At 37.0% G+C, this 23,955-nt stretch carries 28 protein-coding genes; 8 read left to right on the top strand and 20 right to left on the bottom strand.

What is annotated here, in order from left to right; translation table 11 throughout:
• Nucleotides 1-234: 234 nt before the first annotated feature.
• Nucleotides 235-528 (top strand): DUF5339 family protein, encoded by a 294-nt coding sequence (locus PSF27_RS03375; protein ID WP_225818277.1) that lies wholly within the window; start codon nucleotides 235-237, stop codon nucleotides 526-528.
• Between the two features lie 53 nt (nucleotides 529-581).
• Here the strand turns inward: PSF27_RS03375 and PSF27_RS03370 are convergent, their stop codons facing one another.
• The 8 genes from PSF27_RS03370 to PSF27_RS03335 form a co-directional block, all read right to left on the bottom strand.
• A complete protein-coding gene (locus PSF27_RS03370; protein WP_206084088.1) occupies nucleotides 582-1,019 on the bottom strand; it encodes a universal stress protein in 438 nt (145 codons plus the stop codon).
• A gap of 169 nt (nucleotides 1,020-1,188) precedes the next feature.
• Nucleotides 1,189-1,524, bottom strand: a complete 336-nt coding sequence (locus tag PSF27_RS03365) for a hypothetical protein (protein ID WP_206084087.1) — start codon at nucleotides 1,522-1,524, stop codon at nucleotides 1,189-1,191.
• A gap of 128 nt (nucleotides 1,525-1,652) precedes the next feature.
• A complete protein-coding gene (locus PSF27_RS03360) occupies nucleotides 1,653-2,081 on the bottom strand; it encodes a universal stress protein (protein WP_206084086.1) in 429 nt (142 codons plus the stop codon).
• Between the two features lie 114 nt (nucleotides 2,082-2,195).
• Nucleotides 2,196-2,633 carry a VOC family protein gene (locus tag PSF27_RS03355; protein WP_206084085.1) on the bottom strand — a complete coding sequence of 146 codons (438 nt, stop codon included), beginning with the start codon at nucleotides 2,631-2,633 and terminating at the stop codon, nucleotides 2,196-2,198.
• An 85-nt stretch (nucleotides 2,634-2,718) separates the two neighbouring features.
• Nucleotides 2,719-3,642, bottom strand: a complete 924-nt coding sequence (locus PSF27_RS03350; RefSeq protein ID WP_272680858.1) for a Gfo/Idh/MocA family protein — start codon at nucleotides 3,640-3,642, stop codon at nucleotides 2,719-2,721.
• Between the two features lie 330 nt (nucleotides 3,643-3,972).
• Nucleotides 3,973-4,752 (bottom strand): YaeF family permuted papain-like enzyme, encoded by a 780-nt coding sequence (locus tag PSF27_RS03345; protein ID WP_206084083.1) that lies wholly within the window; start codon nucleotides 4,750-4,752, stop codon nucleotides 3,973-3,975.
• A gap of 229 nt (nucleotides 4,753-4,981) precedes the next feature.
• A complete protein-coding gene (sra, locus tag PSF27_RS03340; RefSeq protein WP_206084082.1) occupies nucleotides 4,982-5,170 on the bottom strand; it encodes a stationary-phase-induced ribosome-associated protein in 189 nt (62 codons plus the stop codon).
• 380 nt (nucleotides 5,171-5,550) lie between these two features.
• Nucleotides 5,551-5,991 (bottom strand): hypothetical protein, encoded by a 441-nt coding sequence (locus tag PSF27_RS03335; protein ID WP_272680857.1) that lies wholly within the window; start codon nucleotides 5,989-5,991, stop codon nucleotides 5,551-5,553.
• Between the two features lie 305 nt (nucleotides 5,992-6,296).
• Between PSF27_RS03335 and PSF27_RS03330 the strand changes: the two genes are divergently transcribed.
• The 3 genes from PSF27_RS03330 (at nucleotide 6,297) to catA (ending at nucleotide 8,393) form a co-directional block, all read left to right on the top strand.
• Complete coding sequence (locus PSF27_RS03330; protein ID WP_206084080.1) at nucleotides 6,297-6,992, top strand: aspartate/glutamate racemase family protein; 696 nt, start codon at nucleotides 6,297-6,299, stop codon at nucleotides 6,990-6,992.
• 315 nt (nucleotides 6,993-7,307) lie between these two features.
• Complete coding sequence (locus PSF27_RS03325) at nucleotides 7,308-7,550, top strand: helix-turn-helix domain-containing protein (RefSeq protein WP_206084079.1); 243 nt, start codon at nucleotides 7,308-7,310, stop codon at nucleotides 7,548-7,550.
• Nucleotides 7,551-7,751: 201 nt separating this feature from the next.
• Nucleotides 7,752-8,393, top strand: a complete 642-nt coding sequence (catA, locus tag PSF27_RS03320) for a type A chloramphenicol O-acetyltransferase (protein ID WP_272538589.1) — start codon at nucleotides 7,752-7,754, stop codon at nucleotides 8,391-8,393.
• 259 nt (nucleotides 8,394-8,652) lie between these two features.
• Here catA and PSF27_RS03315 read toward each other — a convergent pair whose 3' ends face one another.
• Nucleotides 8,653-8,799 carry a hypothetical protein gene (locus PSF27_RS03315; protein ID WP_206084077.1) on the bottom strand — a complete coding sequence of 49 codons (147 nt, stop codon included), beginning with the start codon at nucleotides 8,797-8,799 and terminating at the stop codon, nucleotides 8,653-8,655.
• A 274-nt stretch (nucleotides 8,800-9,073) separates the two neighbouring features.
• Here PSF27_RS03315 and ttcA point away from each other — a divergent pair, with 274 nt between their 5' ends.
• A complete protein-coding gene (ttcA, locus tag PSF27_RS03310) occupies nucleotides 9,074-9,988 on the top strand; it encodes a tRNA 2-thiocytidine(32) synthetase TtcA (RefSeq protein WP_206084076.1) in 915 nt (304 codons plus the stop codon).
• A 261-nt stretch (nucleotides 9,989-10,249) separates the two neighbouring features.
• On the opposite strand, the gene zntB is transcribed toward ttcA, so the two are convergent.
• Together zntB and PSF27_RS03300 are read right to left on the bottom strand one after the other, a co-directional pair.
• The gene (gene zntB / locus PSF27_RS03305; protein ID WP_206084075.1) at nucleotides 10,250-11,233 is read right to left on the bottom strand and encodes a zinc transporter ZntB; all 984 of its coding nucleotides are present in this window, start codon (nucleotides 11,231-11,233) and stop codon (nucleotides 10,250-10,252) included.
• Between the two features lie 357 nt (nucleotides 11,234-11,590).
• On the bottom strand, nucleotides 11,591-13,213 hold the full coding sequence (locus tag PSF27_RS03300; RefSeq protein ID WP_272680856.1) for a peptide ABC transporter substrate-binding protein: 1,623 nt from the start codon (nucleotides 13,211-13,213) through the stop codon (nucleotides 11,591-11,593).
• A gap of 649 nt (nucleotides 13,214-13,862) precedes the next feature.
• On the opposite strand from PSF27_RS03300, the gene tpx reads away from it, so the two are divergent.
• A complete protein-coding gene (gene tpx / locus PSF27_RS03295; protein ID WP_272538591.1) occupies nucleotides 13,863-14,366 on the top strand; it encodes a thiol peroxidase in 504 nt (167 codons plus the stop codon).
• Between the two features lie 90 nt (nucleotides 14,367-14,456).
• Here the strand turns inward: tpx and PSF27_RS03290 are convergent, their stop codons facing one another.
• The 9 genes from PSF27_RS03290 to pspA form a co-directional block, all read right to left on the bottom strand.
• On the bottom strand, nucleotides 14,457-14,831 hold the full coding sequence (locus PSF27_RS03290; protein WP_206084072.1) for an ATP-binding protein: 375 nt from the start codon (nucleotides 14,829-14,831) through the stop codon (nucleotides 14,457-14,459).
• 225 nt (nucleotides 14,832-15,056) lie between these two features.
• Entirely contained in the window at nucleotides 15,057-15,488 is a 432-nt protein-coding gene (locus PSF27_RS03285) for a hypothetical protein (protein WP_272680855.1), read from the bottom strand.
• Nucleotides 15,489-15,493: 5 nt separating this feature from the next.
• Nucleotides 15,494-17,053 carry a transcriptional regulator TyrR gene (tyrR, locus tag PSF27_RS03280; protein WP_206084070.1) on the bottom strand — a complete coding sequence of 520 codons (1,560 nt, stop codon included), beginning with the start codon at nucleotides 17,051-17,053 and terminating at the stop codon, nucleotides 15,494-15,496.
• Nucleotides 17,054-17,291: 238 nt separating this feature from the next.
• A complete protein-coding gene (locus PSF27_RS03275; protein WP_272573285.1) occupies nucleotides 17,292-18,347 on the bottom strand; it encodes a YcjF family protein in 1,056 nt (351 codons plus the stop codon).
• Complete coding sequence (locus tag PSF27_RS03270) at nucleotides 18,344-19,741, bottom strand: YcjX family protein (RefSeq protein ID WP_272680854.1); 1,398 nt, start codon at nucleotides 19,739-19,741, stop codon at nucleotides 18,344-18,346. The genes PSF27_RS03275 and PSF27_RS03270 overlap by 4 nt, the downstream gene beginning before the upstream one ends.
• Before the next feature lie 83 nt (nucleotides 19,742-19,824).
• Nucleotides 19,825-20,004, bottom strand: coding sequence for a hypothetical protein (locus tag PSF27_RS03265; RefSeq protein WP_272538593.1), 180 nt, complete (start codon nucleotides 20,002-20,004; stop codon nucleotides 19,825-19,827).
• Between the two features lie 83 nt (nucleotides 20,005-20,087).
• The gene (pspC, locus tag PSF27_RS03260; protein WP_206084066.1) at nucleotides 20,088-20,444 is read right to left on the bottom strand and encodes an envelope stress response membrane protein PspC; all 357 of its coding nucleotides are present in this window, start codon (nucleotides 20,442-20,444) and stop codon (nucleotides 20,088-20,090) included.
• A complete protein-coding gene (pspB, locus tag PSF27_RS03255) occupies nucleotides 20,444-20,674 on the bottom strand; it encodes an envelope stress response membrane protein PspB (RefSeq protein WP_206084065.1) in 231 nt (76 codons plus the stop codon). The genes pspC and pspB overlap by 1 nt, the downstream gene beginning before the upstream one ends.
• A gap of 70 nt (nucleotides 20,675-20,744) precedes the next feature.
• Complete coding sequence (gene pspA / locus PSF27_RS03250) at nucleotides 20,745-21,410, bottom strand: phage shock protein PspA (RefSeq protein WP_206084064.1); 666 nt, start codon at nucleotides 21,408-21,410, stop codon at nucleotides 20,745-20,747.
• A gap of 286 nt (nucleotides 21,411-21,696) precedes the next feature.
• Between pspA and pspF the strand changes: the two genes are divergently transcribed.
• Complete coding sequence (gene pspF / locus PSF27_RS03245) at nucleotides 21,697-22,704, top strand: phage shock protein operon transcriptional activator (protein WP_272538594.1); 1,008 nt, start codon at nucleotides 21,697-21,699, stop codon at nucleotides 22,702-22,704.
• A gap of 499 nt (nucleotides 22,705-23,203) precedes the next feature.
• Nucleotides 23,204-23,824, top strand: a complete 621-nt coding sequence (locus PSF27_RS03240) for a hypothetical protein (protein ID WP_206084062.1) — start codon at nucleotides 23,204-23,206, stop codon at nucleotides 23,822-23,824.
• Nucleotides 23,825-23,955: the final 131 nt, after the last annotated feature.

Below are 23,955 nucleotides of genomic sequence, written 5' to 3'. Positions count from 1 at the left end.
TCTCACTGTATGTCATCAAAGTGTACTAGAGTGTACACTTTTTATTTGAGACCAGTCAATAATGATTATCATTTGTATTTTGCAAAATATGCTATTCTATAACTTGTTGTGCAGGAATAATCTCAATATGTCTAAAATTATTATCACTTAAAATATTAATAAAAGTTGAGTGATGCGTTTTTTAAAATGGAATGTTATCCTGATATTATTGTGACTTTTGAAAGTGAAAATACGATGAAAAAAACTCTTCCGATTGCATGTGGGTTATTTATGGCTGTTGTTGCCTTTAATGCGAATGCAGGTGCAACATGTGATACCTACTTTAAAGAAATGAACGAACTTGTTAAACAAGCTGAAGAACAATATAAAGATGAAGCCAATGCGGGAGAGCAAATTGCACTGATGAAATCTCAGTTAGAAGAGGCGAAAAAAGCCCTCGCTAGTTACCCTGATGATGCTCAAGAGCAAGCTTGTAGCCAGGCACTAAAAGCAATTGAGCAAGCCAAAGAAGCGGTTAAAACAAAATAATCCATCTTCCATATATTCTAAAAAAACAGCCTGAAACCAGGCTGTTTTTTATTTTAGCGAACGACAAGCACCGATATTTTCGCATAAGAAACAATACCAGATGCATTCGAACCTAATAAATGTGTTGAAATGCTTGGGTTTCTAGAGCCAATAACAATTAAATCAGCATCAATAGTTTCAGCTTCCGCTAAAACTTTGTCCCTTGGAGAACCAAACTCCACCTTATAAGTAATTTTATCTGAAGGATAATCGATTTTTTCAATAATTTCTTTGAGCTGTTCTTCCGAACGTTCCACAGCTTTTTTTGCAAATGAAGACAATAAATCATAGTGATAACTATAGCTCATCGAAAATCTTGAAACATCAGGAACAGAGTGAAATAAGTGAATTGTTGCATTCGAAATTTTCGCCAAATAGACCGCATGTTTCAATGCATTATCTGTTAAAACATCTTCAGATATGTCCACAGGAACCAAAATTGTTTTATACATACGATGCCCCTTATTAATTGTGTTTATCCATTTTCAAACCGTATTGTTGTTCATTTTCACGATTTGATTATTCGGTATTGCGGGTGAATAATTATCATTAAGCCTTTAAAAGTATAGTATCGCTATACTTAAAAAGCTGTGAAGCTCCCTACTTTTTACTGCAAAAAGTTTATTCCTCTAAATGCCATTTATGCAAAAGACGATGAATAAACGGGGTTACAATCAGCCCAATACTAATAATAAAAACGCTTTGTAAAAATAAGCCATAAATCGCAATAAAAAAACGACCGCCTTGGGTTATAGGGGCTGGCTCAATAGCTTGGCCACTCAGCATTGATAGCGCATTTAGCATCGATTCAACAATGGAGTGCCCTTCAATAAAATAAAAACCAATAATACCAGGCAATAATCCAAGAAAAAAAACCAAAAGAGCCAATAAATAAAAGCGTATTACCCTGAGAACAAAATGCTCAATACGCAGTAATTCTTTCGAAAATTTTTCCATATAAACTTAGTGAAACCTTATTATTAGCTAAACTGATTAAATATAAAACTAAGCACAATTAAGCCCATAACTTAATCAATATAAATAAAAAAGAGCCTACAACATAGTGTAGGCTCTTTTCTTATTCATTAACGAACAACAAGTACGGATGTTTCTGCGTAGCGGACAATACCCGCTGCTGTTGAACCTAACAGGTGAGTCGTAATATTAGGACGGCGAGAACCAACCACAATGATATCGGCTTCAATATCTTTGGCTGTATTAATAACCTCATCACGTGGGGAACCAAAGGTAATAGTGTAACTCACATCTTCATGAGGTAAATCAATCGAATCCATCAACATTTTCATGTCTTCTTCCGCTTTTACCGTCGCACGATCTTTTATTTCCATATAACCTAACGCGTATGCGTTGATAATTGCAGAGGAAATAGGCAAGACATGAATTAGGTGAATTTTCGCGCCAGACTGTTTTGCTAGATTAACCGCATGGCGAACCGCTTTACTGGTTAATTCGTCTTCAGTTAAATCAATAGGGACCAGAATCGTTTTATACATAACCCCTCCTAAATAAATGTTAAAATTAAGCTCTACAACAAAATTATAAACAATTACTTATAAATGTCTCTTATTCATAAAGATAAATGAGATCTCTAGCGACAAATTCAAACACTATTCCCGTAACCATGGAGTGATTGTTAAACCTACTAACATGCCTTCTGGGCTTAATAAACGGGTGACAGTTTGTCCCCATGGCTCCATTTGGTTATTAACCAACAATTGATAACCGTGTTCTTGGCAAGTCTGAGTCACTTTTTCAATATCTGAAACTTCAAATTCCATCCAACTTTGTGGAATAGGAATATCTGCAGGCCATTGGTCTTTGTTAAAACACGATTGCGCAGCTTGATTTAAAGGCCAAAGTGCAAAATGTTTAACACCATCAAGATGTTCAGGCTCACAGATCAAATATTCGCTACCATTTTCTATCGGTTTCAATGGCAGCCCTAAAACATCTAAATAAAAATGCTGACTTTTTTCGAAATCCGCTACAACTGGGCCAAATCCAGCAATAAACAATACATCCGAGCTATCGTGTAAATCTAACATGGTGTGACCTCAATAATGTATCATCCGACCTTATTAAACATAGCGAACAAAACACCCGCCTTTAGCGCTCGCCATTTTATTTTATTCAGTCATTTTGCAACTGTAACAGCATAGATTCAACCATTCTCTGAGCAATAATTCCCTGCTCTGCGCTGATTATGGGTTGTGTCTGGTTTGCGACTGAATCGATAAAATGCCGAACAGCACCATCAAAACCACGTTGCACCAAAATAGAATCCCAGTTGCCAGGTTGTTTATCACGGATCTCTGACGCCGTTTCGCAGCGCCAATGGTTCATATTGGTAATTTGGTGAAGCACATCTTCAGCGATAGCCGTGACCTGTTCTTGCTGGCTACCTGCTTTACGGTGCATCGAAGTCGTTAGCCAGCAATCACCCGCCTGTAAGTGATGTTCTGCATAGAATAATTCACCATTACGAGTTTGTTGAATGTTGCCACTTTTCAAAACAGCCTCAAAACCGCCTAACCAAAGCACTGTATCAACCACATGTAAATAATCATCGTACAGCGTATAAGCCATATCTTTAGGCCCAATGCTATTGATGCGGTGCTTATCCATACGAATAGAAGAAAAGTGTTGCGTGTTTTGTTTTAACGCGACATAGAAAGGAGAAAATCGGCGATTAAACCCCACCATTAAGGTTCTTTGTTGTTGATGCGCTAATTCAATCAATTGTTCAGATTGTACAATCTGTTCAGTCAGTGGTTTATCTACATATACATGCACATTCGCTTGCAACAAGCGTTGTATCACATCAAAATGGCTCGCAGTCGCGCTGTGAACAAAAACAGCATCACATTGAGCAGCCAAAGCATCAATGGAGCTAAATAAAGGGAGCCGATAGCTGTCACAGACTAATTTAGCTTTTGCCTGATTTGGCGAGAATGCGCCAACTAAATGCCAATTATCTTCTTTAGTTAAAATAGGCAAATAGGCTTTTTGCGCAATTCCCCCTAGGCCTACGACTCCAATCTTTAATCTACCCATCTTAATTTCGCTCTTAAGTGATTTATCTAGTCGGAAATCATCTCATTATTATAATTTTTTTTAAAAATTTTTTTGTCGAAAAACTCAATAACATAACAGACAAAAACATAATTATTTGTTTTATTTGAAATAAAAGGCAATTCCGTCATGAAAAAACCATGAGTAGCAATACAAAAAAAGGGGTTGATTTATTAAATGAGAATGGTTATCTTTTACCTCGTGAATACTTGAGTAAATCACTCAGGTTTGTCACAAACGACATTGCTCACATTGCTTCCAGTTTAGCAGGCCAACTTAGTTGTTGGCCTTTTTTTATTCTTCAGTATGTTGTTATTGCTTTCGTATCGCGCTGCTAAAGCTCCATGACTTTAAGTGACCAACATATAGTAAGCGCTGAGTTGGCATAAATGTTGGTACATCGTCTGTACGCATATGCAATATATCAGCAGGGGTGATCCATGATGAATTTCCTTCAAACAACGGAATGCCTGCATATTTATAAGCATCTAGGACAAACTGCGAACAAAAGAAGCCGTTCGATTGGTCAATATCATCCCCTAGTTGGACCTTTGCTAAGGTGCGCAAGCAAAAATTACGCACAGTTTCACCAATTAAAGGTAATTCACATACCCGCTTAGTGATCATCCACGGGGCTATCATCACAATACCTTTATAGTTATACTTATTTCCGTTGTTGTGTACTGAAAATTCACGTAGCTTATCCGCATGAAACGAGGTTAACCCAGCCTGCCTTAATACCACCATATTGTTTGAATCTTTAACGGCTTGTTGCAACGTAATGATTCTAACACCACTACCAACCGACTCAGCAACTTCCCCAAGCCCTAAATAAATAGAGGCATGGCTTACACCACTGATACTAAACAACCGAATCCCCCAAGAATTCAACCCTGTAGCGGATGACAATAGGATATCACCAGGTAACATATCTGAGACAGACAAAGGCTCTACTGTATCTTTGATAGGTACAGTATTCGCATGTTGAATACTGAATTTGAAACGATTAGTTTCTTCATCGGATTTAAATTGAGTTGAGCACCCTGAGAGAAAAAAATAAAATACAAACAAAAGCAAAAATTGAAACTTCATTCTAAAACACCCAACATTCTATTCTACATTTTTTAATGGAATACTCATGTTATCGTCAAAAATTATTTATGACTATCACTTATTATAAAAGAGACTTAAATTGAAAATCGTGATCACAAAATTTGAATAGAATGTAATGATGGGAGGCAAAATAAATATTGGAGGACAATTTATAGCATTTAGCCATCTATAACCCTCTAGTCAATACTAGAGGGCGACATACTCTCAGTTAACTCACCACATATTCAGGGTAAAATACCGTTACTGAATGGTATGTTTTCTTTTCCGTCGCTTTATTGTTTTGAATAGCAACAGTTTTATTCTCTTTTGAACCTATTGATACGCGAATATTTTTTTTAGAACGACTTTGCTTATAAGGCATTCCTAATAAGCGACGTGCACTGTTATTACTAACCATTATCGACTCCTTATACTAGTCAATTTAAATTCATTAATTTAATGAATATAAAAAATATAGTCATCGTTGACCACAAGGGTATTTTTTGTTTTACATCAAATGTAAAACAAAATGTAACCTAACTAGTATAGCAGCAATTTAATGTTATTTAATGTAATTAAACTTATTAATTTCACTTTGAAACAAAAATCAAATAAGAACAGTATAAATATATCTGTGGTAAAAAATTCACCTCGGTAGATATTATTTTCTGTTTATCTATGCAACGTCTGTTATTAACACTAATTGAGCACCCTATTGTTTTAAATGCATCACTCCCAATACTGTATAAAAAATAGAATTAAGCAAGCGTGCTAATCAACATTTTAGCACGCATTTAATTACACTAAAGGAGATGCAGGACTAGAACACTTTTCGTTCCAAATCCGATTAACTTGTTCTGGTAATAAAATTTCATGACCACCTTCAACAAAGGGAATAGATATATCCATTCGTGAATCGTCATCGCGAGTGTATGCTTTTACAATGAACCGTTTATATCCGTCTGGTTTATCATTTTTATAGCGAAACACTTCCCCACAAACATAGCCCACCTTACCGTTATCCTCAGTGTAGCGCGAAAAATGGTATTCAATATTTTTGAATTGTGCAGCTTGTGGATAAGCAAGAACATCATTTACATTTTTTTTTACTTGCTCAACTAAACTTAGCTGTGTGGGCTTCATGTACAATGTACCGAGTAAAAATGCAGCGCCAAAAATAAGTATTGCAATGACCGCTTTAAAAAAATTCATTTTATTGTCGCCATTAAGTGTAGACATAACGTATATTCATTCATGATGATAACCTTATATCAGCTAAAATCCATCATTAAAACGTAAATAATATTTACAACTTTCCTTAAATAAATATGCTTACTTTTACATACATTAATAACCACACATTTATTAATGCTAACACCACAAATAAATACAACTTAAGCTAAACTTTGAAGTAAATCCAACTAATAAGTTACATCTCTATAACACCAGTATTTCTTCACTCATAGATGTTCTTGTATTGTGCATATATAAAAATTATCAGTATAGTGAGCACCTCAGCTAAATCATTTATTCGGAGTCTTCAAATGAAAACAATCGGCTTAATCGGTGGAATGAGTTGGGAGTCCACATTACTTTATTACCAACAAATCAATGAATCCATCAAGCAAAGTTTGGGTGGTTTACATTCTGCTAAAATTGTACTATATAGCGTTGATTTTGCTGAAATTGAGCACTATCAAACCCATGGTCAATGGGATCTTGCTGCTCAGTGCTTAGTAGATGCAGGAAAACGCTTAAAACTTGCTGGTGCAGACTTCCTTGTATTATGTACCAATACAATGCATAAGGTTGCTAATGAGATTGAATCACATGTACACCTTCCATTATTACATATCGCCGATGCCACTGGTGAACGTATTGTTCAGGCAGGATTAAAGAAAGTTGGTCTATTGGGTACCGCGTTTACTATGGAGCAATCTTTTTATAAAGATAGGTTAGCCAAGCAATATGGATTGGATGTACTAACACCTAATAGTGACGATAGAAAGATTATCCATGACATTATTTATAATGAATTGTGTCTAGGAAAAGTTCTCCCGTCATCTAAAAAAGAATATCAACGAATTATGTCATATCTTGTCCAACAAGGCGCAGAAGGTATCATTTTAGGATGTACTGAAATTACATTACTGGTTGGCCTCAATGATACAACAGTAAAAGTTTTTGATACCACGGCTATTCATGCAGAAAAAACTGTCGAAATTGCATTATCAATTTAATATAAAAACATGTGAAGGTACTATCTTTAAATAAAAAAAATCAAGATAGTATCTTACTATTCATCACTTTTTTCATAGGCCAAAAAAATATCCAGATTCAAATTCAGAATAAAAATCTATATTTATATATTTTAGCTTCATTAAATTATTTAGATTAAAATCTTTTAATGACTAATTCATATTTTTATTAGTTTCAAAGATTTTTAACATTGATTATACAATTTTATTTGTCTATTTAATTTACAGATTTTTTCCCATTGAATATTCGTTTTTATCCATGATAATCGACGTGAATTTAACTTTAGGGAAATCATTATGACAAACAAAAAATCAGGAAATATAGCTTTAGGACATTTCATTAAGAAAAAACGCTTAGAATGCCAAATAACACCTCAAGAAATGGCGAAAAATATTTCCATTCCTGAAGCTACCTATCTTAGGTATGAAGATGGCTCATTATCAATATTCATTGACGACCTTGTCATATTGTCAAAAATCTTTAACCTTGATTTAAACTTATTATTCAATATTTATCTTAATCCTGAAATGCATCACTAAATTATGCGAATTAAAGATTGATGGTCGCATCAAACATGCTCTTTTTTTGATATAACGAATATTATTCTCGACAATATGTGTAGCTCTATTAATATAGTATTAACTATTCATGATTATTGCGAGGCAATATATGTTGTTTTCAAAAGCGGAAAGATCGCCCTTCTAATAACGTTATTTATTAATTATTAGAAGGGAAAAACAATGAGTTATACTCGATTCAACGTTGAAGCATGGCAACGAAAAGAACACTACCATGTTTATAATGAACAAGTAAACTGTGGGTTCAGCCTAACAGCAAAAATTGACATAACATCGCTATATAGTTTTATATCATTACGTGACTATCGCTTTTATCCTACGATGATTTACTTACTCTCATCCATAGTGAATAAACACGATGAGTTTAAACTATCTAAAAAAAACAATGAGCTTATTTTATGGGACAAAGTACACCCCAGTTTCACTATTTTTCATAATCAAACAGAAACATTCTCCTCTTTGTGGTGCGAACATTCTGATAATATTCATATTTTTATGGATAATTATCATCTTCAGCTAGCATTATATAAAGATGATAACAAACTAGCCCCTCAACCAGTGCAAGCAGAAAATATTTTTTATATTTCTTCATTGCCTTGGGTTTCGTTTGACAGTTTTAATTTGAATATTGCCAATATCGCCAGCAATTTCACACCTATTTTTACAATGGGGAAATTCTATCGTGAAGGTAATAAAATACTATTACCCCTTTCAATTCAAGTACATCATGCTGTCTGCGATGGGTTTCATGTAGGCCGATTCGTGAATGAATTACAAACGTTATGCAATCAATTAGCGGATTAATTGAACGATCTTAGTGTTATTATTCAATCATACAGATAAGCAAGGGCAGCAGTATGCTGCCCTTCAGACTACTGACAAACCGATTAGGTTTGACTGTAGGTTGGATTGTTTTTGAAAATAGACGAGGAAAATCAATTCATTGATTTTTGGCTGATAACACAAAGCAGGAAAAACCACGCTTTTATCCTGCTTTGTCAACAACCTCAAGGGAAGCAGTATGCTTCCTTTTTTAGATGGTACTTTCAGACAATTATTATCTCTACAACTCGCCAATAAGAAGCCAGCTAATATAGAGCACATCTCCGACAGCCCCACTTTGGAATACATAATCGATTGGGGTAACAACCATTTTTATGGTATTTGCGAGTGTTAACGCAATAAGATCTACAGGGTTCGTTGCTGGCATATTTCCTCCATTTTACCTTAGCCTAATTGGCAACTTTCCATTATTCAATCAGATAAACACGATAATGACACCTTTTATAGAATAAGTTTCACATGTTAAAAATGTCTTTTTACTAACAAGTATCACTCCCCCCCTCGATTCTGTTATTATGTGCTTCTTTTCACAGATTTTTGCTAATAGCGATTTATAAAAAACAATAAAAATACTAATTAAATTTTATAAAACTACTATCTATCAGCAACATAAATAACAATCCGCAACAGAATCTTATAGAATGACAACCAATAAAGAACAGTACAACTTAAACAAATTGCAAAAACGGATTCGCCGTGATGTTGGGCAAGCTATTGCTGACTTCAATATGATTGAAGATGGCGATCGTATCATGGTCTGTTTATCTGGTGGGAAAGATAGCTATACGTTACTTTCCATTTTGCAAAGTTTACAAAAAAGCGCGCCTATTCAGTTTTCGTTAGTCGCAGTTAATCTTGACCAAAAGCAACCAGGTTTTCCTGAGCATATTCTGCCAGCTTATCTCGATGATTTAGGTGTTGAATATAAAATTGTTGAAGAAAATACATACGGAATTGTGAAAGAAAAAATACCTGAAGGAAAAACAACCTGTTCTTTATGCTCACGTTTACGTCGTGGCATTCTGTACCGTACAGCAACGGAATTAGGTGCAACCAAAATTGCATTAGGGCATCACCGTGATGACATTTTACAAACTATGTTCTTAAACATGTTTTATGGTGGCAAACTAAAAGGCATGCCACCAAAACTGATGAGTGATGATGGAAAACATATTGTTATTCGCCCACTCGCTTATTGCCGTGAAAAAGATATTGAACGCTTTGCTCAAGCGAAAGAATTCCCGATTATTCCTTGCAACTTGTGTGGTTCACAACCAAATTTACAGCGCCAAGTGATTAAAGAAATGCTGCGTGATTGGGATAAACGTTATCCAGGCCGGATTGAAACCATGTTCCGTGCAACACAAAATATTGTTCCCTCTCACTTATGTGACACTGAACTATTTGATTTTAAAAACATTTCGCATGGTGATGACGTTATCGCTGGCGGTGATTTAGCCTTTGATCGAGAAGATATACCAACACAACCTTTCATTGATGAAGATGATACACCCGATTTTACTACGCAGCGCTTGGATATTGTCGAAGTGAAATAAACCGTTAAATAGCCTCCTAACTGGAGGTTATTTTTTTGCTATCAGATTTTAAGCAAAAAAAAGCCGATGTAAATTACATCGGCATTACAGTGGTCAATTATTCTGTATAAGAACTCAATATGAGAAAAACTACAATTATGGAGCACAACGTTCATCGCTCAACGTTGCATTCACCTGCGGAAGTAATAGTGCCCTAAAACTCCATTAGTTTTATTGATTTATCTCAAACTAGGTCTGGTTATACAAAATAAGTCATCAAATTTAGAGCCAGCGGCTTTTTCGTAGCCACCACAGCACCGTTCCAATTAAAACGGCAAGTAATACGCAAAATACACTAAAAGCAAAACGAAATTCATTTCCAGGTATCCCGCCTAAGTTAACACCAAATAGCCCCGTCAAAAATGTCGTCGGTAAAAAAATCATCGCCATCAGTGACATCGTATAAATACGGCGATTCATCATCTCCGTCATCATATTAGTAATTTCATCAGAGATGATCGCGGTACGTGCAATAAAGCCATCTAAATCTTCGATACATCGGCCTAATCTATCTGAAATTTCTTGAAGTCTTCGACGATCAGTATCATCCAACCAAAGTAACTTTTCTGCCGTTAGGCGAGATAACATATCTCTTTGTGGTGCCATGTAACGACGAACAACAATAATTTGCTTACGTAATAATGCTAATTCACCACGTTCAGGAATTTCGCCATTTAATATGACATCTTCAAGCTCAATCAAGCGTTCATGCAAAGAATCCGTGAAATCACTAATTTCATCTGTGATAGAATCTGCCACTTCAACAAGCCAATCACCTGTACTTTGTGCTCCGACCCCTTCTTTCAGATCATCAATAACAGAGTCCAACGAATTCACTTTACGGTGTCGGCTTGAAATAATAATACGGTTATTGATAAATACACGGAATGCGACAAGTTGCTCTGGACGTTGCCCTGTATTGGTATTTAAGGTTTGTAATGTCAATAATATACCATCACCAACTCGAATTAACCGCCAGCGCCCTGATTGCCCTGACAACGCCGATTTAACTTGGTCATTAAATAACTCAGATTGTTGGATCCAATTAAAACTTTTTGGGTCTTTATAATCAAAATGAAGCCAAAATGGACATTGCTGCGTTGCACTCGCATTAACATCAATCGGGAGCAGGCCCCCATTTCCATTTAATTGAAATGCATGTACAGGATTTGAGTTTTCAAATAACGAACCATAAACCAACGCCATGCAATATCTCCCTTTTATAAATAATAAGTTATTTTTAATAGAATAGAGGAAATATTGCAATAATTTCAATGAAATGTTTGATAATGCTATTCACGTAGCTATTCGTAGGTAATTAACGAAATCAACAAGATACAAAATATAATCAAATGAGCTTTGATAAAAAAAAAGCGCCATTTTTGTTAAATAAGCATCACTAATTTGACACAAACGAGCAATAAACTCGCCCATAAATTTTTTATGATAAAAGCGTAGTGTTTATTCCTTTTTGGTCCTCCTTCCCATTCTCCAGTGGGAGGAGTTTTTTTCAAAAAATAAAAACGGCCCATATACAATACAGGCCGCTAGTCGCATTTAAAATTAATGCTTAATAATATAAAAACTGTGGCTATATGCTACATCTTCTGGATTTTCAATAGGATACCCTTTAAGCCACGGTTTAATTAACCGTGCGTTAGTATATTGATAAATCGGCGCAATAGGTGCTTCTTTCGCTAAAATAGCTTCTGCACTATTGTAATAACGGTTTCTCAATTGTGCATTGGTTTCTATACTTGCAGAGTTCATCACTTGGTCATATTGCTGGCTATTAAACTTTGGAATATTACCGCTATGCTGTGATGTCAAAAGCGATAAAAATGTTGACGGCTCATTAAAATCCCCAATCCAAGATGCTCGGATAACATCAAAATCCCCTGTATTACGGCTGTCGATGTACGTTTTCCATTCTTGATTCACTAATTTGACATTCACCCCTAATTTTTTCTTCCACATTGAAGCAATAGCGATGGCAATTTTTTGGTGATTTTCTGAACTGTTATACAATAAAGTCAGTTCTAAGGGATGGTTAAGTCCGAAACCCGCTTCTTGTAATAATATTTTCGCCTGTTGATCTAATTCTTTTTGCGAATGGCTATTATAAAGTCCTTTTTCAGGTTTAAAACCATCCGTCACATCAGGTGTAAAATAGTAAGCAGGTTTTTCACCTGTTCCTAATACTTTATTAGCAATTAATTGTCTATCAATTGCCATTGATAACGCCTTTCTTACCCTCACATCATTTGTTGGCGCACGTTGTGTATTAAAAGCATAGTAATAAGTCCCTAATTGGTCAGGTGTAAACACTTCATTAGGAATATCTTGTAATAATTTTTGATAACGTTGTTTCGGGAATGACTCTGTAATGTCTAAATCCCCCGCTAAATAACGGTTTGTCGCATGGGACTCTTGGTTAATAGGAACAAATGTGACTTGGGTGATAACTGTATTTTTGTGATCCCAATAATAAGGGTTTTGGGTTAAAACAATTTTTTCATTTACGACGCGGTCAGCTAGCGTAAAAGCGCCATTACCGACTAAATTACCTACTTTAATCCAATCCGCCCCTAATTTTTCAATAGTCCCACGGTGAACTGGGTATAAACTAAAATTTGCAGCTAAAGAGGGAAAGTAAGGGACTGGCTTATTAAGAACAATTTTTAGTGTCTGTTTATCAACCGCTTCCACACCTAACTGATCCACAGATAGTTTGCCATCAATAATATCTTGCGCATTATTAATCCCAGCCAATGCGGCAAACCACGCAAAAGGAGATGTATTTGCAGGTGCCACCAAACGCTGCCAACTGTAGACAAAATCATCGGCTGTTACAGGTTCACCATTTGACCAACGAGCATCTTGTCTGAGTGTAAATGTCCAAATACGGTTATCTGCGGTCTCCCATTTGAGCGCAACCCCAGGAATAGGTTTGCCATGGCTATCTTGGTTCACCAAGCCTTCGAACAAATCACGCATGACTTGTGCTTCGGTCAACCCGACTGATTTAATGGGATCTAATGACGCGGGCTCATCTTTCAAATGGCGAGTTACGGTTTGGTTATCAGCTAAAATTGTCCCAGCTGGAATAATTGCGCTAATAGCCGGTGTAGCAAGAAAAAGTGAAGCGAACAATACAGCTAAAGGAGAGAATGAAGGTTTATGCATGTTATTTTCTATCTTTGTTAATATAAACGAAATCAGCTAAATGTTTAGCGACACAGTATTGAAAAGAGACTAACGCATTAACAGCACTACCGAATTTATCGTGGGTACACCCATACAAAGTGGAATGTTTTCCTTTTTGCATCATATGCTTTCATGTTTTAAAAATCCATACATCCAGTTTAATTTATGAATGCGGTTACTGAATAACAAATTAATCTTTGGTACGATTTTTCAATAGATGGCTTACTTTAATTGTTATAGCCCTCTGATACATTCGTCCATCCCCTTATAATTGTGCTGATAAACTGATGATCACTAAAGAAACCGATACTTATAACCTTACTTTTGTTACACTCAATAATGTATTTTAAAAGACAATATAATAAAAAACGTAAACTCGGCTAGCGATTGTCAGTTGTATAATCGCTGACTGTGAGAAACTTACCAGCCATACAAGTAACGTCCTTGCGCCGCATATACGTTAAGGTATACAGTTAGTTTTTTCGGTATACAGTTTATTTTGGTCATTAATAGAATGTAAAACTCAAAGGTCTAATTTAGCCTGAATGGAAACCTTTTATCGCAAAGATTTTCCTTAAGAAACTGGTTAAGTTGGCACTGATACAACTTATAAACGGGAGAAAAATTCATGTCGCAAACAGTTAAATTAAAAGGTAATGATATCGCAGTTAATGGTGTTTTCTTGCAATCTGGCACAAAAGCAAAACCTTTTACTTTAGTCGCAAAAGATCTTAGCGAAGCCACATTAGAAACATATGCTGGTAAACGCAAAGTATTAAATATTTTCCCAAGCGTTGATACAGGGGTTTGTGCGGCCTCTGTTCGTAAATTCAACCAACTTGCTAACGACCTTGATAACACAGTTGTCCTGTGCATTTCTGCTGACTTGCCTTTTGCTCAAGCACGTTTTTGTGGTGCTGAAGGCCTCGATAATGTCGTCACATTATCCACTTTCCGTAGCCCTTCTTTTGCTGATGATTATGGTGTTGCAATTGCAAGTGGCCCATTAAAAGGTTTAACCGCACGCTCTGTCGTTGTGTTAGATGAAAACGACAAAGTCATTTATAGCCAATTAGTATCTGAAATTACTGAAGAACCTGACTACGATAACGCATTAAATAGCCTGAAATAAGCTTATTTGATTATCGAGCTTCTAACATAAAAAAGCGGGATAATTTCCCGCTTTCTTGTATCTCAATTTTATCTTTCAATAGTTATCACATTAATCAACATACGCCCAATATAGAGGGTGGTGATTTTTAGCATTAACAACATTAACAAATAGCGGGTTACCTTTCATGTAACTAATCAATGTGTGGGATAACGTACTTAAGATTTTTAGCGCCTGATCCTGTGTAACAGGGCAACAAGATGTCAGAATATCAATAATCAAATCTCGGGGCTTATGGCCATTCTTAACCAAAACTTCCCATGTAAAACGGTTTTTCTTCGCTAAGTATTTAACTGCAGCTTTATTCATTAAATAAAGCTCTGCTGCTGACGCCGCAGACTCAAACATATCATTTTTGTAATGACATTGGCCCATATACTCGCGTAGCTTAAGGTTGACAACAAAATTAATCGTGAATTGATCCATGGCAACTCCTTGTAGGCTTAACCCCATTAAATAAGATAAGAACCCAATACAGCAGCTGTCTATGTTATATAGCAGGAAAAATAGTCAACAAGCAAGGAGATTGCTCAAAGTTTACTCAAGCAAGAAAGTATAGAAGAGATAAACTGCAAAAATAAGCCGAAAAGAGTTTAAAACAGGCACCTTGTCCTTCTCCACTTACTTACCATTGTGTTATTGAAGAGAAAATTAATCCATATGTTGAGTTATCGCTATCGTTGTACCTTGATTATCTTGCGTAAATTGTAAGTGTGTTTCACCACCCTCGAACTCCTGAACAATATTTAATTTTTTATCGCCATCCCAACGGTAATTAATGGCAATGCCTCCTTCTACTGGGCAAGGCATTGCCATATTTTTTTTGATGACTAACTTTTCAGCTAAGAATAACTGACCATCTTCAATTAACCCACTACGATAGTGTTTATACGCCTCAGATAAAGAGCTTCCCGCAAAATAACACTTAGTCAAGGCTCCATTTTCATAGATTTCATCCATGGTTTGCTCTTCATCTTGGCAATATTTATTCAATCCATCATTTGGGATAGTTGTATTAGCCTGACTAGAAGCACTCGCACCCAAAAAAATTGTGGCAAATATAAACATTAAATATTTATTCATTTTATTTAATCTTGCTCTTTTTTTGCATTAAGGCCATATTCTCGGAGTTTATTGGCAATTGCTGTATGAGAAATATCCAAACGTTTTGCTAATTTACGCGTACTCGGGTAGTCACGATATAAACGTGATAACACCGACGCTTCATACCGTTTAGTTATTTCGTCCAGAGAACCATTCAATGAATCTAAAGCAAGAGTAGGAGTATTTACCACATCAGGCAATTGAATATTACCTGCCTCTAAAGTGCTACCTTCAAGCTCTGTTAGGCCTTGATACAGCGCATTTCTTAATTGGCGGACATTACCAGGCCAATAATAACTACTTAAATATTCAATTAATGAAGGTGCTAATTTGGGTTCTGCGACATGTAATTCTTTTGAAAAATTAGCAACAAACGTTTTTGTTAATGGAAGTAGGTCTTCTTTTCGTTCACGAAGAGGCGGGATCGTCAGTGTTAATACATTTAAACGATAATAAAGATCTTCTCGGAATTTCTTTTCTGCGACAAGTGCAGGAAGGTTTTTCTGTGTCGCACAAATCACACGCACATTCACTTTCACTTCACGCTCTTCACCGACACGCCTAAAGGTTCCATCATTTAAAAAACGCAGTAACTTAATCTGCATTTGTGGTGACATTTCGGCAATTTCGTCCAGCAACACCGTACCGCCATTAGCTTGTTCAAAAAAACCTTTTTTCCCTTCGACAGCATTTGGGTATGCCCCTGCGGCGTAGCCAAATAACTCGCTTTCAACCACATCATCAGGCATTGAGGCGCAATTTAAGCCTAAAAATGGCTCTTTGCCTCTGGCACTGTATAAGTGACAAGCTTTAGCTAAAATATCTTTCCCTGTTCCTGTTTCTCCCACCAGCAACAATGGTTCATCCAACATCGCAATGCGTTTTGCACGTTCGACGACATTTGACATCACAGGGCTCACAGCAATGATTTGCTCAAATCCGCTATTATCCACGTCTACCACTTGCTGACGTTGCTTATCCAAAATAGCGACCGACTTAAGCAGCAAAACAGCCCCTGTACAATGGGATTTACCCGTTTCATCCGCTAAAATAATTGGAGTGACCTGCATCAAATAGTCTTGGCCTTTGATCGTCACTTTTTCACTGTATGGTTCTGGAGATTCACGTTCAAACCAACGCACTAAGCCATTATTTCCAATCAGCTGAGAAAACGTTTTTTCCCGTATTTTGGTTTCATCATAACCAAATAACTGCAATGTCATTGGATTAACCAATTCTATATTTAACTTATTATCGATAGATAAAACCGCTTCAGGGAATGAATTCAATAATGCCCATACTGCTTTGTGTTCACGTTCTGATGGCATAAAAAAGATGCGACGTACATCCAACACGCCATTAATTCGACGTATTTCAGCCATCAACGAGCTAAATACCTGAAAATCGACAGGCGTAAAATTAAGGTAGATGCGACGCTGTGGGGATATTTCAATGCCTTTAAGATCAATATTTTGTAGAACTAAAAGATCAAGCAATTCACGCGTTAAACCAATTCGGTCTTGGCAAGTCACTTCGAGGCGCATTGGGAGGAAACCTTATTAAAAAGTCGATTTGATGGGATTATTTTAACGTTAATCGCAATGAGAAGACAGTGTTTGTGTCACAAATTGTTGACACACTGTAACTCAATTAAAATTAACCGAATAAAATGGCACGCAAGCCCACTTTTCATTCATTTTAGGAGGGGGTTATCTACAATATTAATAAATAATGCTGCAGAGTGAGCAAAAACTGTCAACTCACCCTGCCATCGAAAAAACCTTAGCTTTTTGCCTTTTTATTTGGAATAACGCTCTTTAACTGACCAATTAACTGATGGCGAAAATCAGCCAGTCGTGGCTTATTTTCAATCCAAGGTAACGGTCGGCACAGTTCCATAGCCTTAATCCCTAAGCGCGCCGTTAATAACCCAGCTCCAATTCCTTGTGCCGCACGGGTAGATAACCTAGCAGTAATATCTTGCGATAACCAATCCATTCCAACTTCACGAATAAGTTCTGAAGCTCCCGCAAATGCAATATTTATCAATACCATACGAAATAATCGAATACGGCTATAATAACCTAACTCAATACCATAAATTGCCGCAATACGGTTAATTAATCGAATATTCCGCCAAGCAATAAACGCCATATCGACAATCGCTAATGGGCTCACCGCAATCATAATGGCGGATTCAGCACTACAGCGGCTAATTTCTTTTCGTGCTTGTTCGTCAAGGATTGGCTGAACCATCCGACTATATAATTCAACCACTTCGCGGTCATTATGCGAGTCATGTAGCATACTTTGCCAACGTTGAACTGCGGGATGTTGCGCAGACAATGCTGACTGTTTAGCTAATTTTACACAGAAGTCTTTCCCCTTTCCCATGCCATGGCTATGCAGTAATTCACGAGCAAAATCCCGTTCCTCCGCACGTTCACGCAATTTATATAAACGACGCCATTCCCCGACAATAGAACCTGCTCCTGCAATAACAATCAAGCCACCTGCTGATGCTGTGCCTAATGCTGTCCAATCTTGCATCACCCATGATTGATGGATCCAAATGCCCAACTGAGCAACTACGCTAACAGCGAAGATCCCCGCTGCTGTCCCGATAAGCTTACGCCAAAAAGAACGCTTAGGTTTTAACGCTTCATTAATCAGGCTTTCAACTTCCCCATCTTGGGCTTCTTGCTCCATGTCTAATTCGATAGGCGTAAAATTGTCAAATTCCTGGTCATCAAAGACATGTGCTTGTTTCAGTTTTTCTGCAGTTTCTTTAGTCATGCCATCAGCAAAATCAAGGCGTTGTTTTATTGGTTCATTCATTTTAGTTTATCTCCCAACAAAAATTCTAACGCGCTATCCATGCGTATATGGGGTAAGGGTTGGTCAATCGGTGTTGGTTGTGGCCTAAAGTTTTCAAATTGAAAACCTTGCTGTTGCCAAAATTGTTCCGTCGGTAAACGTTTAGGCACTTCTCCAGGGTAAAACGTTAATGGTTGCCCATCGCTTAAACGGTCACCTTTTAATGCAGGCAACTTTTCTCCTTTATAATCCACAATGCCACTTTTTGTTGCTTGAATGGAAGCTAGTCCCATACAATCCATACTAATACCTTCAAATGCAGCATGTTGCCACGCTTCTTGTACCAATTGTTGCAGTAAAGACACTAAATTCGCATGTTGATCAGGGGTGACGTGGTCAGATTTACTCGCAGCGAATAACAGCTTATCAATACATGGGGAAAATAAACGACGCAGTAACGTACGTTTCCCATAATGAAAACTACGCATTAATTGCGTCAGAGCCATCCGCATATCATTAAACGCTTCTGGCCCACTATTTAATGGCTGCAAGCAATCAACAAGGACAATTTGACGATCAAACCGTTGAAAATAGTCGCGGTAAAACCCTTTTACCACATGTTCACAGTAATATTGATAACGCTGTTGTAATGCACCAAAGTTAGTATTCTTTCCTGCTTGAGCCAAGGTTTTTAACCCATATTTTGCCACATTTGGCCAAGGGAAAAATTGTAAGGCTGGAGCACCATCCAATTCCGCAGGTAAAACAAAGCGGCCTGGCTGAATAAAATGTTGCCCTTGTGCTTTGCATTCAACTAAATACTGCGTATAGGCTTTAGAAATTTCAGCCAATAAATTTTCATCAACTGGCGCTAATGGGTCACATCGTTCACATAGGGCTAACCAATCTTGGGCTAAATGCGCCCTTTTCCCCTTGATCAGTATATTCATTTGCTCTGACCAATCGATAAAACTGAGATCTAACATCGGTAGATCTAGCAACCATTCACCTGGGTAATCAACAATTTCTAAATATAGGGATGAATTATCAACAAAATGGCGCAAAAAAGAGTCATCAGAGCGATAATGTAATTTCAAACGAATTTCGCTGACACCACGGGTTGGTGTTGGCCACTCAGGGGGTTGACCATATAAGGATGCAATTCCTTCATCATAAGCAAAACGCGGTACAGATAAATCACGGTGAGGAATGCGTTTTACACCTAATAACCGCTTGTCTCTTGCCGCTGAAAAAAGTGGCAAGCGAGCCCCTGTATTCACATTTAATAACTGATTAACCAGCGAAGTAATAAACGCAGTTTTACCACTACGACTTAGCCCCGTTACTGCCAGTCTGACATGACGATCAACGCTTCGGTTCATCAAGTCCGTCAATTCATTTTGCAGGCGTTTCATGCTCCTCCCGAGACTTACCGTTAGAAATTACGCTTAAACTTACTTATTATTTTGCGCAATAATTTGGCATAAAACAAACTGTATTAGCTTAAACGTTTGATGAGCAGGTTAATTATCCATTTGCTGCTCAACAATTTGATGACTCTCCCTACTAGGCCTGCGGGGCCATATGTGAGTAAGAACACAAAAAGAAGCTTAAACGCTTTCGCTAAAATACGTTGTTTTGCATATTTTTTAATTTGCTGATGCGGTATGTTCGGCATATTGTGTACCCCAATTTCCTATACACAAAAATAAAAGGGATTTGGTCAAAACCTCACCCCTTTTTGTGATGGCTATATAATGATTATAAATCGCGGAATTTACTGTTTACAGTATAGGTGTCTGAAGTGACATAACGCTCAATTTGGCGTAGCTTCATTTCACCTGATTTCAGTTGCATATCGATCTGATTAATCAAGCTGCTAACTTCAGGACCAATATCTTGCTCAGATCGATACCCACTTGGTGCGGTTTCCACCACAAAACACATAACAATATAAAGAATTAATGTGATACCAAAGCTCACAAATAAAGCCAATACGGCCAGTGCCCTGACCAACGCAACAGGTAATTCTAAATATTCCGCAATACCAGAACAGACACCACCGAACACGCGTCTGTCTGACAAACGGTAAAGTTTACGGTTGCGAAGTTGAGTCATTATTTTTGCCTCCAATTCGGGTGTTCTGCATCCAAAATATCTTCAAGTGTCTTAATACGTTGTTGCATGCGCGAAGCTTGCTCAGCAAGTTGCATTAAACGCTGCACTTCATTTTCGGTTAGCTGGCTCCCCTGTCCGTTATTTTTTTTGCTGTAGTGCAACCACAACCAAACAGGCAGAACAAAAATAACAAAAATGATTAATACGAGAGACAGTAAAACGTAGCCCATCACATTTCCTTATCAATATGGTTAGTCTATTTGCCACTCTGGCACAAAACACCAAAGTGGCAAAATACAATTACTGGTCTTTATTAATTTTAGCTTTAAGTGCCGCTAACTGTGCGCTAATTTCATCATCCGCTTTAAGCTCAGCAAATTGCTGATCCAGTGATTTTTGTTTTCCAATACCATAACTTTGCGCTTCACCTTCCATATGGTCAATACGGCGCTCAAACTGCTCAAAACGAGCCATTGCCTCATCCATTTTACCACTGTCTAATTGACGGCGGACATTACGGCTAGATTGCGCAGCTTCCATTCGAACTACCATAGATTGCTGCTTCGCACGCGTCTCTTGCAATTTATTTTCTAATTCTGAAATTTCACCTTTTAAGCGAGTCAATGTTTCATCAACAATAATCAGTTCATGTTTTAATGTATCAACCATTGCACTGACTTTTTGCTTTTCAATTAACGCCGCACGCGCTAAATCTTCTTTGTCCTTGACCAGAGCTAATTCAGCTTTTTCTTGCCAATCTGCAACTTGTTTTTCGCCCATTTCGATACGGCGTTCTAAGCCTTTTTTCTCTGCTAACGTACGCGCAGACGTTGAGCGAATTTCAACTAACATGTCTTCCATTTCCTGAATCATCAGGCGGATCATTTTTTGCGGATCTTCAGCTTTATCTAGCAGTGAAGCGATATTTGCATTAATGATGTCGGCAAAACGTGAAAAAATACCCATTATTTATTTCCTCTTGATGGATTTATCATTTCTGCAGCGCCTGACCTGATGTGGCTTCCAGCCAATCTGACGCTCCGTAAGTGAAACAATTTATTTTATGATACTCAATCTTTGGTACATCTTTCTTACTACTTCTTACCTATAACTTAGCAACCTACGTGCCAACTTTTTAAATTTTAAATAATCAATTGATTTTATTATGTTTAATAAAAAATCTTTACATCAAGCAGGTTTCGTTTATAGTTAAACTATCGGTCAAATAAACCAATTATTGGTAAATATAACCATGAAACAGACTAATGATACGATCCTCGGAGTTTCTAGTAATTTTTTAGATGTTCTCGAGCAAACATCCGAACTTGCTCAATTAAACAAACCTGTACTCGTCATTGGTGAACGTGGTACAGGTAAAGAATTGATAGCAGACCGCTTACATTACCTTTCTCCCCGTTGGCAAGAAGCCTTTATCTCTCTCAACTGCAGTGGACTCAATGAGAATTTACTGGATTCTGAACTATTCGGCCACGAAGCAGGTTCATTTACGGGTGCACAAAAGCGCCATCAAGGGCGTTTTGAACGCGCAGACAAAGGCTCATTATTCCTTGATGAACTCGCTACTGCGCCAATGTCAGTGCAAGAAAAGCTATTAAGAGTCATCGAATACGGTGAATTAGAACGTGTTGGGGGTAGCCAATCTCTGCGAGTTGATGTGCGTTTGATTTGTGCGACCAATGCCAATTTACCTGAGCTCGCCAAGCAAGGCAGATTTCGTGCCGATTTGCTCGATAGGCTTGCATTTGATGTCATCCGTATTCCTCCCCTACGCGAACGTCAGCCAGATATCTTATTATTAGCAGAACACTTTGCCATTTTAATGTGTGGGGAGTTAAAACGTTCGCATTTTACAGGATTTACACCTGACGCAGAGCAAGCATTATTGCAATACCCTTGGCCAGGAAATGTGCGAGAATTGAAAAATGTCATTGAGCGTTCAGTATACCGCCATGGAGATCAAGCGACTCCCGTCAACACCATTATTTTCAACCCATTTGGCGAAAAGCTAGCTGAGTTACATGAGACACCCACTAGCAAGGTTGACGTCGTGCCCGCACATTGCACTCTGCCAACACTCCCTTGTGATTTGCGACAATGGCAGCAACAGACTGAAAAACAGCTACTTGAACGTGCTCTCATCGCGAGTCACTACAATCAACGCAAAGCGGCCCAATCCCTATCCCTAAGCTATGATCAATTGCGAGGATTGGTAAAAAAATATCAAATTGAAAATGAATAGATATACCTAAAACAATATTCAGCGATATTGTTTTAGGTATTTACTCTCCTAATTTTTTAATTAATATTCAGAGAGTATTTTTTCTTACTAAATATTTCAGTACTTTCAGTGTTTCTATTAATGTAATTACGTATTTACTCATAATAACAAATCATTATCCGATGCTTATTGAAATACGATTATTCACTTTTCATTTTACACCTTAATAAAAATATAATATTCATATAGTTCTATAACTAAAGCTCATTGACCAAACAAAAATTAACAATGAAAATCAGCATAAAGAAAACATTAGCGTTTTATTTATATACATTCGTTTTATCCAAATAGTTTATGATTTTATTTTTAATTCTTTATTCAAAGACGGAAATCATGTGGATATAAAACCTTTTTTCAATTTTTTTTATTTATTTTTACATATTGACATAATTCCCCACAACGAAAAATATATTTATATGGTATTTATGTTAATACTATTGCATAGCACAAGGAGCTTATTATGAAAAAACTAAACATATTTGCTATCCCTTGGTTGCTCCTAGGGATGTCTGCTATGACCCATGCCGAATCATTGATGCGTACATTTAGCTATTGCGATGCTTCTTTTTTTAAAAAAATAAATGAATACCCTGTACTTGAAGATATTTCAAAAACACTAAAACATACAAACATTAATGATAGCCCTTCACTTTCAGTTGACCTTCATTTTTCGCCAACAGGTTTTGTCACCTTTAACCGTTTTTTTGTTAGCCACAGTGACTTCGATAAGTATGATAATTTTACTTATATGGGGATGCGTGGGCAGTATTATTTTTGGGGGTTTGAAACAACACAAAGTCTTGATGAAGTCATCCGCTATACATCCTCAAAAATTAGCATTCTAAAAATAGGCAATAGCTATATTTATGCACCAATGATTAGACACAGCTTAGACGAAAAATGGGTATTTAATGAATATGCAGCTCAAAACTATGGGTTAAAACCTTATTCCGCGGAAAAAATGATGATTATCGAGAAAGATGAAAAACGCGGTGTCGTCCGCTTTTTATGTACACTACAAGGTAATGTTACAGAAGATGATTTAAAATTTGTTGGTTTAGACAAGCCTGCTCAGCCATAATAGTCATAAAATGACAAGCCGTAGACTTTTCTTATAAAAAGTACAAAAAAAAGCCAGCACCCAAGCTGGCTATCAAATAAAACACTGGAAGCAATGTGAGCAATGTCATGCCTTGTCACTATAGGTATACA

Source organism: Providencia sp. PROV129 (assembly GCF_028482245.1).
GTDB classification, from domain to species: Bacteria; Pseudomonadota; Gammaproteobacteria; order Enterobacterales; family Enterobacteriaceae; genus Providencia; species Providencia vermicola.
The sequence above is the reverse complement of the archived record's forward strand: the minus strand, read 5'-3'. Positions and strand labels throughout refer to the sequence as shown.